The sequence below is a fragment of the Isoptericola sp. NPDC056618 genome (genome assembly GCF_042792715.1).
In the GTDB taxonomy this organism is placed as follows: domain Bacteria; phylum Actinomycetota; class Actinomycetes; order Actinomycetales; family Cellulomonadaceae; genus Isoptericola; species Isoptericola nanjingensis.
This window is the reverse complement of the sequence record NZ_JBHTVZ010000019.1, coordinates 1-14,213: the sequence shown is the minus strand read 5'-3', so window position 1 is coordinate 14,213 and position 14,213 is coordinate 1. Positions and strand designations below refer to the sequence as shown.

The window sequence follows — 14,213 nt, the reverse complement described above, 5'->3', positions numbered from 1 at the left end:
GGGCCCCGGGTGTCCGGGCAGCAGGAGACCGGGCAGCAGGAGACCGGGCGGCGGGTGAGCGGGCCCGTGCCGGGCGGGGACGAGGCGGCCGTGGCCGCGGTGCTCGCGTTCGCCGGCCGGCCCGACCGGGCGACGCCGCGGGTCGCGCGGCTCGTCGCGCTCGACTTCGACGGGACGCTCGCGCCCCTCGTCGACGACCCCTCGGCCTCGACGATGACGCCCGCCGCGCGCGCGGCCGTGGACCGGCTCGCCGCGCTCGCGGCGCGGCAGGCGCCGCCCGGGGGCGACGAGCTGCGCCTCGCCCTCGTCTCGGGCCGCAACCTCACGGACCTCGCCGACCGGTCGGCGGCACCGGCGGGCACGTACCTGGTCGGGAGCCACGGCGCGGAGACCGGACGCGTCGCCGCCCACGGCGTCGACGCCGTGCCGCTGCGCCTCACCGAGGCGCAGGCCGACACCCTGGAGCGGCTGCGCGAGGGGTTGCAGGACGCCGTGGACGGGCGGCGCGGCGCGTGGGTGCAGGACAAACCGAGCGCCGCCGTCCTGCACACCCGGCTCAGCGGGCCGGACGACGCCCGCGCGGCCGCGGCCGACGCCGACGCGGTGGCCGCCCGGCTCGGCCTGCACGCGATGCACGGCAAGGACGTGGTCGAGATCGCCGTCGTCCCCACCTCCAAGGGAGTCGCCGTCGAGCGGCTGCGCGAGGAGCTGGAGGAGGGCGACGACCGGCTCCGCGGGCTCGTGCTGTACGCCGGCGACGACACCACCGACGAGGCGGCGTTCGAGGTGCTCGGGCCGGACGACCTCGGGGTCAAGGTGGGCGCCGGGCCGACGCTCGCGACCGAGCGCGTCGCCGACGCGGACGCCCTCGCCGCCCTCCTCGAGCGCCTCGCGGACGCGCTCGAGGGGTGACGGACAGCCCTTTCCGAGCGCCCGCGAGGCGCTGACCTGGGCTGTGTCAGAACTCACGCCCGGGGCATGTACGATCATCCCGGCGCACCGATCCGAGGCCGTCCGGCCGAGGCACGGGGCGCACGACAACAGAATGTGTCACCGCCGACACGCCAGCGTGAAAGCAACGGCACCCACCCACAACGGATCGTCCGGCACGTACCTGCCGGTGGAGGGATTGCAACCATGGCTACGGTCACCTTCGACCACGCGACGCGCATCTACCCGGGCACTGAGCGCCCCGCCGTCGACCAGCTCAACCTGCACGTCGAGGACGGCGAGTTCCTCGTCCTGGTCGGCCCCTCGGGCTGCGGCAAGTCCACCTCGCTGCGCATGCTCGCCGGCCTGGAGGACGTGAACGGCGGCAGCATCCTCATCGGCGACCGCGACGTCACGGACGTCCAGCCGAAGGACCGCGACATCGCGATGGTGTTCCAGAACTACGCGCTGTACCCGCACATGTCGGTGGCGGACAACATGGGCTTCGCGCTGAAGATCGCCGGCACCCCCAAGGCCGAGATCCGCCAGCGTGTCGAGGAGGCCGCCAAGATCCTCGACCTCACCGAGTACCTCGACCGCAAGCCCAAGGCGCTCTCCGGTGGTCAGCGCCAGCGTGTCGCCATGGGCCGCGCGATCGTGCGCCAGCCGCAGGTGTTCCTCATGGACGAGCCGCTGTCGAACCTCGACGCCAAGCTCCGCGTCCAGACCCGTACGCAGATCGCGTCGCTGCAGCGCCGCCTCGGCGTCACGACCGTCTACGTGACGCACGACCAGACCGAGGCGCTCACCATGGGCGACCGCATCGCGGTGCTCAAGGGCGGCCTCCTCCAGCAGGTCGGCACGCCGCGCGAGATGTACGACACCCCGGCCAACGTCTTCGTCGCGGGCTTCATCGGCTCGCCGGCGATGAACATCGCCACCTTCAAGGTCGACAACGGCATCGCGCACGTGGGCGCCGCACGGGTGCCGCTGGAGCGGTCGACCGTGGAGCAGCTCACCGACGCCGACGGCGGCAAGATCACCATCGGCTTCCGCCCCGAGGCGCTCGAGGTGGTCTCGGACGGCACCGACAACGCGATGCCCGTGGCCGTCAACCTCGTCGAGGAGCTCGGCTCGGACGCCTTCGTCTACGGTACGCTCGTCGGCCCCGCCGCCGAGGAGGCCGAGGTCCGCTCGGGCGCCGGCGACAACCAGGTGATCGTGCGCATCGACCCGCGCAACGTCCCCATGAAGGGCGACACGATCCACGTGACGATCAAGCCGGGCCAGTCGCACCTCTTCTCGGCCGCGACGGGCAACCGCCTCAACTGAGTCAGCGCACCGCCCGAGGGGCGGGTCCGGCTGCTGCCGGGCCCGCCCCTCGTCGCGTACCCTGACGAGCCGGAGCGTTGTGGGTGGGCTCGTGGCCCGCTCACGGCTCGCACGGGGGCCACGGGCCCACCCACAACGTATGGAGCGACGTGGAACAGCTGCAGATCACCTCGGCGACGCCGGACTCCGCGCTGCTCGACCTGCCGTGGCGCGCCCCCCTGGCCGAGTGGCCCGCGGACGTGCTCGCCGCCCTCCCCCGCGGCATCTCGCGGCACGTCGTGCGGTTCGTCCGCCTCGGCGGGCGCGTGCTCGCGATCAAGGAGATCAGCGAGGCGGTCGCGTTCCGCGAGTACGACCTGCTGCGCCAGCTGCGCAAGCTCGACATCCCGGCCGTGCGCCCCGTGGGCGTCGTGACGGGCCGCCTGGACGACGACGGCGAGCCGCTGGAGGCCGCGCTCGTCACGGAGCACCTCGCGTTCTCGCTCCCCTACCGGGCCGTCTTCAGCCAGGCGCTGCGCCCCGACACCGCGGCGCGCCTCATCGACGCGCTCGCGGTCCTGCTGGTGCGGGTCCACCTGGTCGGCTTCTACTGGGGCGACGTGTCGCTGTCGAACACCCTGTTCCGGCGCGACGCGCACCAGTTCGCCGCCTACCTCGTCGACGCCGAGACCGGCGACCTGCACCGCGAGCTCACCCCCGGTCAGCGCTCCTACGACGTCGACCTCGCCCGCACCAACATCATCGGCGAGCTGTTCGACCTCGAGGCGGGCGAGCTGCTCGACGAGGAGGTCGACGCCATCGCGATCGGCGACGCCCTCGTCTCCCGGTACACGGAGCTGTGGGAGGCGCTCACGGGCGTCGAGTCGTTCGGGTCCGACGAGCGCTGGCGGGTCGCGGCGCGCATCGACCGGCTCAACGACCTGGGCTTCGACGTCGGCGAGCTGTCGATCACCACGGACATCGACGGCACCACGGTGCGGATCCAGCCCCAGGTGGTCGACGCCGGGCACCACTCACGCCGCCTGTTCCGCCTCACCGGCCTGGACGTCCAGGACAACCAGGCCCGGCGGCTCCTCAACGACCTCGACTCCTACGTGGCGGCCACGGACCGTCAGGAGGACGACCCGCAGATGGTGGCGCACGACTGGTCGCAGAACGTCTTCCAGCCGACGATCCGCGCCGTCCCGCGGGAGCTGCGCCGCAAGCTCGAGCCGGCGCAGCTGTTCCACGAGATCCTCGACCACCGCTGGTTCATCTCCGAGCAGGCGGGGCGCGACGTCCCGATGCCCGAGGCCACGGCGTCCTACGTGGAGCACGTGCTGCGCCACCGCCCGGACGAGAAGGCCCTCCTCGGCCTGCCGCCGGGCGAGCCCGACCGCGAGGGCGACGTCGACATCGTCGACATGGGCGCCGGCCCGGACTCCGCCCCGGAGGACGACCACTTCCACCTGTCGACCTGACGCGGCCCCGCCCCCCCGGACGGCGGCGGGGGCGCGGTCAGCGGCGGGCCTGGGCCACCTCGTAGAGCGTGATGCCCGCGGCGACGCCGGCGTTCAGCGACTCGACGTCGGACGAGATGGGGATGGACGCGACGGCGTCGCAGGTCTCGCGCACCAGGCGGGAGAGGCCATGCCCCTCGGACCCCACGACGAGCACGAGCGGGTCGGTGGCGAACGCGAGGTCGCGCACGGTGGTGTCCCCGCCCGCGTCCAGCCCGACGACGAACGCCCCGGACTTCTTCAGGTCGGCGAGCGTCCGCGCCAGGTTCGTCACCTTGGCCACGGGCACCCGCGCCGCGGCCCCGGCCGACACCTTCCACGCCGACGCGGTGACGCCGGCCGAGCGGCGCGACGGCACGACGACGCCGTGCGCGCCGAAGGCCCCCGCGGACCGGAGCACGGCGCCCAGGTTGCGGGGGTCGGTGACGCCGTCGAGCGCGACGATCAGGGGCGGCTGGCCGGCCTCGGCGGCGGCGTCCAGCAGGTCCTCGACGTCCGCGTAGTCGTACGGCGGCACCTGCGCGGCGACGCCCTGGTGCACCGATCCCTCGGTGAGGTGGTCCAGCTCGGTGCGGCTCACCTCGAGCAGCTGCACCGAGCGGGTCGACGCCAGCTCGAGGATCTCCCGCGTGCGGTCGTCGTGGTCGATGCGCGCGGCGAGGTGCACGGCGGTGACCGGCACGTCGGTGCGCAGCGCCTCGAGCACGGCGTTGCGGCCCGCGACCACCTCGGCGCCGCCGGTCGGGCGGCGCGTGCCGCGCACGACCCCCTTGCTCGCGCCCTTCTGCGACTGCGCGGCCTGCTTCTTCTCCGCCGCCACCTTGCGCTTGTGCGCCGGGTGGTAGGTCCGGTCCTCGGCCTTCGGCGTCGGGCCCTTGCCCTCGAGCGCCTTGCGGCTGTGCCCGCCGGTGCCGACCTGCGCGCCCTTCTTGCTGCCGGCCTTGCGGACGGCGCCGGGACGTCGGGTGTTGCCTGCCATGGTGTCTCTTCTCAGGTGGTCGAGCGGGTCAGTCGGTCAGCGTCCAGCGGGCGCCGTCCGCGGAGTCCTGGACGACGACGCCGGCGGCCGCGAGGCGGTCGCGGATCGCGTCGCTCGTGGCCCAGTCCTTCGCGGCGCGCGCGGCGACCCGCGCGTCGAGCTCGGCGGCGACCAGCGACTCCAGGGCCGCGCGCGCGGCGGAGTCGTCGGCGCCCGAGGCCCACTGCGGGTCGTGCGGGTCGAGGCCCAGGACGTCGAGCATGCCGCGCAGGGCGACGAGCTCCTCGCGCGCCGCGGCGTCGTCGCGCGACGCCAGCGCGCTGTTGCCGGCGCGCAGGTGCTCGTGCACGACGGCGAGCGCGGCGGGCACGTTGAGGTCGTCGTCCATCGCCTCGATGAACCCGGCCGGCAGCTCGGCCTTCGCGACCTCGTCGGCGGGCACCCCGCCGACGCGCTCGGTGGCGCGGTCCACGAAGCCGGACAGCCGCTCCCAGGTGGTGCGGGCCTCGTCCAGGGTGTCGGGCGACCACTCGAGCATCGAGCGGTACTGCACCGCCGCGAGGGCGTAGCGGATCACGGGCGCCGGGGCCTGGGCGAGCAGCTCGCTCACCAGCAGCCCGTTGCCCAGCGACTTGCTCATCTTGACGCCCTGCTGGGTGACCCACGCGCAGTGCATCCAGCGCTGCGCGAAGCCGTACCCGGCCGCGCGCGACTGCGCCTGCTCGTTCTCGTGGTGCGGGAACCGCAGGTCGAGGCCGCCGCCGTGGATGTCGAACGCGTCGCCCAGGTAGCGGCGCGCCATGGCCGAGCACTCGAGGTGCCAGCCCGGGCGGCCACGCCCGAACGCCGTCTCCCAGGACGCCGTCTCCGGCTCGCCCGGCTTGGGCGCCTTCCACAGTGCGAAGTCGTGCGGGTCCCGCTTGGCGGACGCCGCGACGTCGTCGCCCGTGGGCTCGGGGTTGAGGTCCTCCAGCCGCTGCCGGGTGAGCTCTCCGTACGCGGGCCAGGAGCGCACGTCGAACCAGACGTCGCCGGGGCCGGTCGCGTAGGCGTGCCCGCGGTCGACGAGCCGCTGCATGAGCTCCGCCATGTCGGGAACGTGGCCGGTGGCGCGCGGCTCGTAGGTGGGCGGGATGACGCCGAGCGCGTCGTAGGCCCGCGTGAACATCCGCTCGTGCGTGGCGGCGTGCGCCCACCACTCGACGCCGGCCGCGGCCGCCTTGGCGAGGATCTTGTCCTCGATGTCGGTGACGTTGCGGATCAGCGTGACCCGCAGGCCCGAGCGCTCCAGCCAGCGCCGCAGCACGTCGAACGCGATGACGGGGCGGAGGTGGCCGATGTGGGGCGGGGCCTGCACGGTGGCGCCACACAGGTAGATACCGACCTCGCCCGGGTTCAGGGGGACGAAGGCGCGCACGTCGCGCGTCGCGGTGTCGTACAGGTGCAGGCTCACCGGTCCAGCGTACCGGCCGGTCCCTCAGCCGAAGGTGCGACCCTCGCCGCGGTACGTGGGGACGGACTCGACGATCTCGTCGCCCCGCACCAGGTGGACGACGTCGAACCGCTCCATGAGCTCGCCCGCCTTGGCGTGCCGCAGCCACACGCGGTCCCCGACGGCGAGGGGCGGCGCTCCGCCCCGCCGGCGCAGCGGCGTCATGACCTCCCCCGCGCCCTCCGTGCCGGTGAGCGACCAGCCGGGCGTCGCGACCCGCGGCAGCCGCGAGCGCCCCGCCGGCCCGGAGGCGACGTACCCGCCGCCGAACGCCGTCGCCCAGCCCGGGGCGGGCACCCGCGCGACGTCGAGCCCGAAGAACGCGGAGGGCCGGGGGTCGAAGGAGCGGTACCCGTCGAACAGGCCGGGGACGAACAGCCCGGAGCCTGCGGTCACCTCGGTGACAGCCGGCCCGGCCGACGACGTCTCGAGCGAGCCGGTGCCGCCGGAGTTCACCAGCTCCACGCCGTGCCCGACGGCGGCGCCGACGGCCTCGACGACGGCCGTCCGGCGGCCGTACAGCTCGGCCACCGACAGCTTCTTGACCAGCCGGACGGCCGGGTTGGTGTCGGGCAGCCCGGCCACCTGCGCCTCGTAGAACATCAGCCCGCGCAGCCGGGCGCCGGGCAGCCCCTCGACGCGGCGGGCGAGCGCGGCGACGTCGTCCGGGGTGCGCAGCGGCGAGCGCCGCGTGCCCAGGTGCACGTGCAGCGGGCCGGCGTCGAGGCGCAGCGACGCGTCGACGTCCAGGCAGACGGCGACGTCGGCCAGGCCGCCCGTCCCGGCCGGCACCGCGGCGGACGAGAGGGCTGCGCCCAGGAGCGCGAGCTGGGCGGCGTCGTCCGCCATGAGGGTGATCTCGCGCCGCGCGCGGGCGTCGGCGGCGAGCCGCGCGAGCGCGTCCCGGTCCACGGTGGGGTAGCCGACGAGCACGTCGCGCACGCCCTCCTGCACGAGCCACAGCGCCTCGGCCAGGGAGAACGCCATGACGCCCTGGAACCCGGCGTCGAGCGCCCGGCCGACGAGCGTGCGCACCCGGACGGACTTGCTCGCCACCCGCACGGGGACGCCCCGGGCGCGGCGGCGCAGGTCCGCGGCGTTGGCGTCGAAGGCGTCGAGGTCGACCACGGCCACGGGAGCCGACAGGTGCGCGGTGGCGCGGGCCAGCCGCTCCGTCTGGGTCATGACCGCACGCTACACCGGCCGCCGGGCGTCGTCGGACGGCCCGGCGGGGTGATCCGACGGGTGATCTGACGGGGCCGACGGGGCGGTCCGACGGGTCGCCGACGATCCACCCGGAGGGGGATCCGCGCGGGCCGCCGCCCGTGGCAGAGTGTGCCGCGTGACTCCGAGCACCGTCGCCCGCACACCGGCCCCCGCCACCCCCGACGCCCCGCTGCGCACCTGGGGCGGCACGCACTCGTGGCAGCCTGCGCGCCGCCTGGCGCCGCGCGACGAGGGCGAGCTGGGCGCCGTCGTCGCCCGGGCAGCCGCCGACGGGACGCGGGTGCGCGCGATGGGCGCCGGCCACTCCTTCACCGCCGCGGCCGTGACCGACGGCGTGCACCTCGGCCTCGACCACCTCAGCGGGATCGAGGCGGTGGCGCCCCAGCCGGACGGCACGTCGCTCGTCACCGTCCGGGCGGGAACCCGCCTGCACCACCTCAACCGCCTGCTCGCGGCGCTCGGGCTGGCGATGCGCAACCTCGGCGACATCGACCGCCAGTCGGTCGCGGGCGCGATCTCGACCGGCACGCACGGCACCGGCGCCCGGCTGGGCGGCCTCGCGACGCAGGTGCGCGGCGTCCGCGTGGTCGGCGCCGACGGCGCGGTCCGGGCGGCGTCGGACGCCGCGGCCCCGGGGTCTCCCGAGCGCGAGCTGTTCGAGGTGGCCCGGCTGGGCCTCGGCGTCGCGGGCGTGCTGTCGGCGGTCACGCTCGAGGTGGTGCCCGCGTTCTGGCTGCGCGCGCAGGAGGAGCCGTGGCCGCTGGACCGCGTGCTCGAGCAGCTCGACGAGTACGTCGACGGCAACGACCACGCGGAGTTCTACTGGTTCCCCGGCACCCGCCGGGCCCTGACGAAGCGGAACAACCGCGCGACGGCCGAGGAGATCGAGGCCTGGGCGGCGGCCCGCGCCGGGGGCCTCGGCGCCGTGCGCGCCGCCGGCTCCCGGGCCCGCGCCCTCCTGGACGAGGAGGTGCTGTCCAACGGCGCCTTCGAGGTGGTGAACCGCCTCGCGTTCGCCGCCCCCGGCCTCGTCCCCCGCCTCAACGCGGTGAGCGCGCGGGCGCTGGGCGCGAAGACGTACGTGGCGCCGTCGGCCGACGTCTTCGTCACCCGGCGCCGGGTCCGGTTCGTCGAGATGGAGTACGCCCTGCCGCGCGCCGCGCTGCGGGAGGTGCTCGACGAGCTCGACGCCTGGCTGCGCGCGTCCGGCGAGCCCGTCCCCTTCCCGGTGGAGGTGCGCTTCGCCGCCGCCGACGACGTCTGGCTCTCGACGGCGCACGGTCGTGAGACGGCGTACGTCGCGGTGCACCAGTACGCGCCGATGCCCCACCAGCGGTACTTCAGCGCGGCCGAGCAGATCTTCGCCGCCGCGGGCGGGCGGCCGCACTGGGGCAAGATGCACACCCGCACGGCGGAGCACCTCGCCGACCACTACCCGCTGGCCGACGTCGCCCGCGTGCGCGCCGCCGTCGACCCCGGCGGCGTCTTCCGCAACGGCTACACCGACGCCGTCCTCGGCGCGGCGGACTGACGCCACGGCCTGAGCACGGGCTACGCGGAGGGCCACCACGCGGCCGGGGCGGCCCGCTCCCCCGGCAGTCGCACCGTGACGCGCAGCCCGCCGTCGCCCAGCGCGGCGAGCGCGAGGGTGCCGTGGTGCGCCTCCGCGATGCTCCGCACGATCGCGAGGCCGAGCCCGACGCCCCCGTGCTCCCCGTGCGTGCGCCCGCCGCCGCGCTGGAACGGCTCGACGAGCGTCGGCACGAGGCGCGGGTCGAGCGGCGCGCCCGTGTTCTCGACGGTGAGCACGACGTCGTCGCCGCGGACGGCCGTCGCCACCCGCACCGTGCCGTGCTCCGCGAGGTTGTGCACGATCGCGTTGTGCACGAGGTTCGTGGCGAGCTGCAGCAGGAGCGCGTGCGACCCCACCGCGGGTGCGACGTCGCCCGCGACCCGCACGTCGACGCCCCGGCCGTCCGCGAGGGGTTGCAGCGTCTCGGCCGCCTCCTCCGCGAGGAGGGACAGGTCGACGCGCTCGCGCGCGAACGTCCCGCGGTCGGCGCGGCTGAGCAGCAGCAGCGCCTCGGTGAGGTCGATCGCGCGCGCGTTGACGGCCTCGAGCCGCCGCAGGAGCTCGTCCGTGTCCCGGTCCGGGTCCTGCGCACCCACCTCGAGCAGGGTCCGCGTCACGGCCAGCGGGGTGCGCAGCTCGTGGGAGGCGTTGGCGGCGAACCGCTGCTGCTCGGCGACCTGCGCCTCGAGCCGCGCCAGCATCGCGTCGAACGCGTCGGCGAGCTCGCGGAACTCGTCCTGCCGGCCGGGGAGCCGGATCCGGTGGGACAGCGACCCCTCGGCGGCCCGGCGGGTGGCGTCGGTGATGCGGTCCAGCGGGGCGAGCATCCGTCCGGCGAGGAACCACCCGCCGATCAGGCCGAGCACCAGGAGGAAGACCATCGCCCAGGCCACCCGCGGGGCGAAGGCGCGCTCCAGGTCGGAGCGGTTCGGGACGAACTGCCCGGGCCCGGGACGGGACGGCGCGACGTCGACGATGATCGTGTCCGGGACGTACCGCAGCAGGAAGGCCCACACGACGGCGAGGAGCAGCGCGCCGGCCACCACGAGGAACCCGGCGTAGCTGAGCGTGAGCTTCAGCCGGACGCTCGGGCCGGGGCTCCTAGCCATGCCGGGCCTCGCCGCTCCGGGCCGCGCGCCCGTCCTCGCGCCCGGTCTCGTCCTCGGGCGGGACCGCGATGCGATAGCCCACCCCGGGCACGGTGGCGATCACCCACGGCTCGCCGAGCCGCTTGCGCAGCGCCGACACCGTGATGCGCACGGCGTTGGTGAAGGGGTCGGCGTTCTCGTCCCACGCCCGCTCCAGCAGCTCCTCCGCGCTGACGACGCCGCCGTCGGCCGCGACCAGCACCTCCAGCACGGCGAACTGCTTGCGGGTGAGCGCGACGTAGCGCCCGTCCCGGTAGACCTCGCGGCGGAACGGGTCCACGCGGAGGCCCGCGAGCTCGCGCACCGGCGGCCGGCTGTGCGCGCGCCGCCGGTCGAGGGCGCGCAGCCGCAGCACGAGCTCCCGCATCGCGAACGGCTTGGTGAGGTAGTCGTCGGCCCCGAGCTCGAACCCGGTGGCCTTGTCGTCGAGACGGTCCGCGGCCGTGAGCATGAGGATCGGCAGGCCGCTCCCGGAGGCGACGATGCCCGCGGCGATCTCGTCGCCCGACGGGCCGGGGATGTCGCGGTCGAGCACGGCGACGTCGTAGGAGTTCACGCTCAGCAGCTCGAGGGCGGTGTCGCCGTCGCCGGCGACGTCCGCCGCGATGGCCTCCAGGCGCAGCCCGTCGCGGACGGCCTGGGCCAGGTACGGCTCGTCCTCGACGATCAGCACACGCATGCCCTCGATGCTACGGAGCGGCGCCTATCGTCCGCGTATCGAGGACCGCATACGCCCGGGCAACGCCGCCCCGGCTCGACTGGGGGCATGCTCCACCACCGATACGGCCCCGCACCCGAGCGCCCGACCGCCCGCCGGGCCCGCACCGCGCTCACGCTCGCCATGGCCGCCGCCGCGCTGACCGGGCTCGCGGCATGCCAGTCGTCGTCGCCCCCGCCCGCGAGGACGTCGGTCGCCCCGGCGAAGGCCCCCGCGGACCGACCCGACCGCGGCGCGCGCGACGGCGAGGCCGCCGGCCACGTCCCCGACGGCACCACCGTGTTCGACGACGCGCTCCCGGCCCTCGCGAACCTCGACCCCGCGCTGCTCGCGGCGCTGCAGGCGGCCGCGACGGACGCCGAGCAGGACGGCGTCACCTTCTTCGTCAACAGCGCCTGGCGCTCGGCGGCGTACCAGGACCGGCTGCTGCGCGAGGCGGTCGCCCAGTACGGGTCCGCGGCCGAGGCGGCCCGCTGGGTGGCGTCGGCCGACACGTCGTCGCACGTCACCGGGGACGCGGTCGACCTGCAGCAGACGGGCGGCAGCCAGTGGGTGGCGGACCACGGCGCCGCGTACGGGCTGTGCCGGGTGTACGCGAACGAGCCGTGGCACGTCGAGCTGCGCCCCGACGCGGTCGACCAGGGCTGCCCGGAGCCGTACGCCGACCCCTCGCAGGACCCGCGGCTGCAGCAGTGAGCAGTCCGGTGCGGTGGTCCCGCGCCGACCGGTTCAGCCGACGGCGACCACGAGCGCCGTGGCGATCGCCGCGACGCCCTCGCCGCGGCCGGTGAGCCCCAGGCCGTCGGTCGTGGTGGCGCTCAGGGAGACGGGCGCGCCGGCCGCGGCCGTGAGCGCCGCCTCGGCCTCGGCGCGGCGCGGGCCGACCTTCGGCCGGTTGCCGACCACCTGCACGGCGACGTTCCCGATCTCGAAGCCCGCCGCCCGCACGCGGCGGGCCGCCTCGGCGAGCAGGACCGCCCCCGCGGCACCTGCCCACTCGGGCTCGCTGGTGCCGAAGTGCGAGCCGAGGTCGCCGATGCCGGCGGCGGAGAACAGGGCGTCCGCGGCGGCGTGCGCCGCGACGTCGGCGTCCGAGTGCCCGGCGAGCGGCCGCTCCCCCGGCCAGCGCAGGCCGCCGAGCCACAGCTCGCGGTCGGAGCCCTCGGGGGCGTACGCGTGCACGTCGACGCCGAGCCCGGTGCGTGGCAGACCTGCGGGCAACGCGGTCACGACTTCTCCTCCAGCAGCAGCGCGGCCACCTGCAGGTCGCGCTCGGTGGTGATCTTCATGGCCGCCTCCTCGCCGGTGACGACGTAGGCGGGCTCGCCGAGCGCCTCGACCAGCCCCGCGTCGTCCGTCGCCGCCGACCCCTCCGCCGTCGCGCGGCCCGCGCCCTGCGCGTGCGCCCGCTGCAGCAGCGCGCGGTCGAAGCCCTGCGGCGTCTGGACGGCGCGCAGCACGGCGCGGTCCGGGGTCTCGACGACGCGTTCGACGTCCGGCCCGCCCCCGGCCGACGCCGGTGCGACGCGCTTCACCGTGTCGGTGACGGGCAGCCCCGGGACGACCGCGCCGTGGCCGGCACGCACCGCGTCGACGACGCGGCGCACCAGGCGCGGCGGGGCGAGCGGGCGTGCGGCGTCGTGCACGAGGACCACGTCGTCGTCCGGGCCGGCGAGCGCGAGGCCTGCGGCGACGGACGCCTGCCGGGTGCCGCCGCCCTCGACCACGCGGACCGGCACGTCCACGTGCGGGTCCTGCGCGACGACGTCGCGCACCGCGGAGTCGAGGCCCGCGGGGCAGGTGACGACGAGGGAGTCGACGACGCCCGAGGCGGCGAGGCGGCGGGCGGCGTGCACCACGAGGGGGAAGCCCGCCAGGTCGACCAGGGCCTTCGGCAGGTCCCGGCCGAGGCGGGTGCCGGACCCCGCGGCGGTGAGGATCGCGAGCGTCGTCACGGCGTCACGGTACCGGAACGACGACGGCGACCCGCGGCCGGAGCCGTGGGTCGCCGTCGTGCAGCGCTGGTGACGGGAGGCCTCAGGAGGCGAGGACCTCGTCGATGATGGCGCCGGCCTTCTCCTCGTCGACGCCCTCCGCGAGCGCGACCTCGGACTCGAGGATCTGGCGAGCCTTGGCGAGCATGCGCTTCTCGCCGGCCGAGAGGCCACGGTCCGCGTCGCGGCGCGACAGGTCGCGCACGACCTCGCCGACCTTGATCACGTCGCCGGACGCGAGCTTCTCGAGGTTCGCCTTGTACCGGCGCGACCAGTTCGTCGGCTCTTCCGTGTAGGGCGCGCGCAGCACCTCGAAGACGCGGTCCAGCCCCTGCTGGTCGACCACGTCGCGCACCCCCACGAGGTCGACGTTCTCCGCCGGGACCTCGATCGTCAGGTCGCCCTGGGCAACCTTGAGCTTGAGGTACATCTTCTCCTCGCCACGGATCTTGCGCGTCTTGATCTCCTCGATCAGCGCGGCGCCGTGATGCGGGTAGACAACCGTCTCGCCTACTGTGAACGTCATCTGCAGATGTCCCCTTTCCCAGTCGACAAGTTTATCACGGGGAGGCCGACACTCCCCTGGCCCGCGCCCACCCGGCACCCCTGTGACGAACCCGTTTACGCAGGTCAGAAGCCTGGAAGCGCAATCATGGGCAAAGCCCGCGCCGGGCGTCGCTAGGATGTCGACGGGTCCCCTGCAGGCCCGCCCTCCCCCGCCTGACGTGGGGGAACCCTGATGCCCCGCGCCCGCGCGGCCACCCGCGCCCGCGAGCCGACGCCTTCGAAGGAGAGCTCGTGTCCCGCTCCGCCCGCCCCGCACGCCTCGTCGCCGCCGCCAGCGTCATGGCGGGCGCCCTGCTGCTGGCCGCCTGCTCCCCCACGATCACCACCAAGCCGTACGCCCCGTCCGACGGCATCCGGGTCAACCTCACCGACCAGGTGCGCGGCATCAACCTCATGGTCGTCTCCGAGGGCGAGGGCGAGCCCGGCGCCGTGCTCGGCGCGCTCGCGAACACCTCCGCCGAGGACGTCGACTTCGTGCTCGCCGCCGAGGGCGCCGAGCCGATCTCGCTCACCGTGCCCGCCGGGCAGACCGTCTACCTGAGCGCCGACCAGGAGGCCGACCAGGCCGTGGACGCCCAGCTCGGAGCCGTCGCCACCCACCCGGGCGGCGACCTCGACGCGACGCTCTCCGGCGCCGGCGTGGACGAGGACTTCTTCCTGCCCGTCATGGACGGCACGCTCCCCGAGTACGCGGCCTGGGTGCCGAACACCTCGGGCGTCTGACCGCACGACGAAGGGGCGGGCCGCAGCAGCT

General features: G+C 75.4%; 14 protein-coding genes. 6 read left to right on the top strand and 8 right to left on the bottom strand.

What is annotated here, in order from left to right; genetic code table 11:
• Positions 1–9 precede the first annotated feature (9 nt).
• The 3 genes from otsB to ACFQ8T_RS18160 all read left to right on the top strand — a co-directional run bounded on the left by otsB (position 10) and on the right by ACFQ8T_RS18160 (position 3,722).
• Positions 10–912 carry a trehalose-phosphatase gene (otsB, locus tag ACFQ8T_RS18170; RefSeq protein ID WP_430547886.1) on the top strand — a complete coding sequence of 301 codons (903 nt, stop codon included), beginning with the start codon at positions 10–12 and terminating at the stop codon, positions 910–912.
• A gap of 225 nt (positions 913–1,137) precedes the next feature.
• Complete coding sequence (locus ACFQ8T_RS18165; protein WP_430547885.1) at positions 1,138–2,262, top strand: ABC transporter ATP-binding protein; 1,125 nt, start codon at positions 1,138–1,140, stop codon at positions 2,260–2,262.
• 149 nt (positions 2,263–2,411) lie between these two features.
• Positions 2,412–3,722 carry a DUF4032 domain-containing protein gene (locus tag ACFQ8T_RS18160; RefSeq protein WP_430547884.1) on the top strand — a complete coding sequence of 437 codons (1,311 nt, stop codon included), beginning with the start codon at positions 2,412–2,414 and terminating at the stop codon, positions 3,720–3,722.
• A 37-nt stretch (positions 3,723–3,759) separates the two neighbouring features.
• On the opposite strand, the gene rlmB is transcribed toward ACFQ8T_RS18160, so the two are convergent.
• Genes rlmB through ACFQ8T_RS18145 form a run of 3 tightly spaced genes read right to left on the bottom strand, consistent with a single transcriptional unit; the run spans position 3,760 to position 7,417 of the window.
• Positions 3,760–4,740 carry a 23S rRNA (guanosine(2251)-2'-O)-methyltransferase RlmB gene (gene rlmB, locus ACFQ8T_RS18155; RefSeq protein WP_430547883.1) on the bottom strand — a complete coding sequence of 327 codons (981 nt, stop codon included), beginning with the start codon at positions 4,738–4,740 and terminating at the stop codon, positions 3,760–3,762.
• Between the two features lie 28 nt (positions 4,741–4,768).
• Entirely contained in the window at positions 4,769–6,193 is a 1,425-nt protein-coding gene (cysS, locus tag ACFQ8T_RS18150) for a cysteine--tRNA ligase (protein WP_430547882.1), read from the bottom strand.
• Positions 6,194–6,217: 24 nt separating this feature from the next.
• Positions 6,218–7,417 carry an alanine racemase gene (locus tag ACFQ8T_RS18145; RefSeq protein ID WP_430547881.1) on the bottom strand — a complete coding sequence of 400 codons (1,200 nt, stop codon included), beginning with the start codon at positions 7,415–7,417 and terminating at the stop codon, positions 6,218–6,220.
• Positions 7,418–7,574: 157 nt separating this feature from the next.
• Between ACFQ8T_RS18145 and ACFQ8T_RS18140 the strand changes: the two genes are divergently transcribed.
• Positions 7,575–8,990, top strand: a complete 1,416-nt coding sequence (locus ACFQ8T_RS18140) for a D-arabinono-1,4-lactone oxidase (protein WP_430547880.1) — start codon at positions 7,575–7,577, stop codon at positions 8,988–8,990.
• A gap of 20 nt (positions 8,991–9,010) precedes the next feature.
• On the opposite strand, the gene ACFQ8T_RS18135 is transcribed toward ACFQ8T_RS18140, so the two are convergent.
• Both ACFQ8T_RS18135 and ACFQ8T_RS18130 read right to left on the bottom strand, forming a co-directional pair.
• Entirely contained in the window at positions 9,011–10,141 is a 1,131-nt protein-coding gene (locus ACFQ8T_RS18135; protein ID WP_430547879.1) for a sensor histidine kinase, read from the bottom strand.
• Positions 10,134–10,859 carry a response regulator transcription factor gene (locus ACFQ8T_RS18130; RefSeq protein ID WP_430547878.1) on the bottom strand — a complete coding sequence of 242 codons (726 nt, stop codon included), beginning with the start codon at positions 10,857–10,859 and terminating at the stop codon, positions 10,134–10,136. The genes ACFQ8T_RS18135 and ACFQ8T_RS18130 overlap by 8 nt, the downstream gene beginning before the upstream one ends.
• Before the next feature lie 87 nt (positions 10,860–10,946).
• Here ACFQ8T_RS18130 and ACFQ8T_RS18125 point away from each other — a divergent pair, with 87 nt between their 5' ends.
• Positions 10,947–11,594, top strand: a complete 648-nt coding sequence (locus tag ACFQ8T_RS18125) for a D-alanyl-D-alanine carboxypeptidase family protein (RefSeq protein ID WP_430547877.1) — start codon at positions 10,947–10,949, stop codon at positions 11,592–11,594.
• A 33-nt stretch (positions 11,595–11,627) separates the two neighbouring features.
• Here the strand turns inward: ACFQ8T_RS18125 and ispF are convergent, their stop codons facing one another.
• The 3 genes from ispF to ACFQ8T_RS18110 all read right to left on the bottom strand — a co-directional run bounded on the left by ispF (position 11,628) and on the right by ACFQ8T_RS18110 (position 13,418).
• On the bottom strand, positions 11,628–12,119 hold the full coding sequence (ispF, locus tag ACFQ8T_RS18120) for a 2-C-methyl-D-erythritol 2,4-cyclodiphosphate synthase (RefSeq protein WP_430547954.1): 492 nt from the start codon (positions 12,117–12,119) through the stop codon (positions 11,628–11,630).
• 5 nt (positions 12,120–12,124) lie between these two features.
• The gene (gene ispD, locus ACFQ8T_RS18115; RefSeq protein WP_430547876.1) at positions 12,125–12,853 is read right to left on the bottom strand and encodes a 2-C-methyl-D-erythritol 4-phosphate cytidylyltransferase; all 729 of its coding nucleotides are present in this window, start codon (positions 12,851–12,853) and stop codon (positions 12,125–12,127) included.
• Positions 12,854–12,935: 82 nt separating this feature from the next.
• Positions 12,936–13,418 (bottom strand): CarD family transcriptional regulator, encoded by a 483-nt coding sequence (locus tag ACFQ8T_RS18110; RefSeq protein WP_079570762.1) that lies wholly within the window; start codon positions 13,416–13,418, stop codon positions 12,936–12,938.
• Between the two features lie 272 nt (positions 13,419–13,690).
• On the opposite strand from ACFQ8T_RS18110, the gene ACFQ8T_RS18105 reads away from it, so the two are divergent.
• Complete coding sequence (locus ACFQ8T_RS18105; RefSeq protein ID WP_430547875.1) at positions 13,691–14,182, top strand: hypothetical protein; 492 nt, start codon at positions 13,691–13,693, stop codon at positions 14,180–14,182.
• The last annotated feature ends 31 nt before the right edge of the window (positions 14,183–14,213 follow it).

Coding starts and splice junctions, on each gene's coding strand:
- ACFQ8T_RS18165 (WP_430547885.1), top strand. CDS start 1,138: ATGGCTACGGTCACCTTCGACCACGCGACGCGCATCTACCCGGGCACT.
- rlmB (WP_430547883.1), bottom strand. CDS start 4,740: ATGGCAGGCAACACCCGACGTCCCGGCGCCGTCCGCAAGGCCGGCAGC.
- ACFQ8T_RS18145 (WP_430547881.1), bottom strand. CDS start 7,417: ATGACCCAGACGGAGCGGCTGGCCCGCGCCACCGCGCACCTGTCGGCT.
- ACFQ8T_RS18135 (WP_430547879.1), bottom strand. CDS start 10,141: ATGGCTAGGAGCCCCGGCCCGAGCGTCCGGCTGAAGCTCACGCTCAGC.
- ACFQ8T_RS18130 (WP_430547878.1), bottom strand. CDS start 10,859: ATGCGTGTGCTGATCGTCGAGGACGAGCCGTACCTGGCCCAGGCCGTC.
- ACFQ8T_RS18125 (WP_430547877.1), top strand. CDS start 10,947: ATGCTCCACCACCGATACGGCCCCGCACCCGAGCGCCCGACCGCCCGC.
- ACFQ8T_RS18110 (WP_079570762.1), bottom strand. CDS start 13,418: ATGACGTTCACAGTAGGCGAGACGGTTGTCTACCCGCATCACGGCGCC.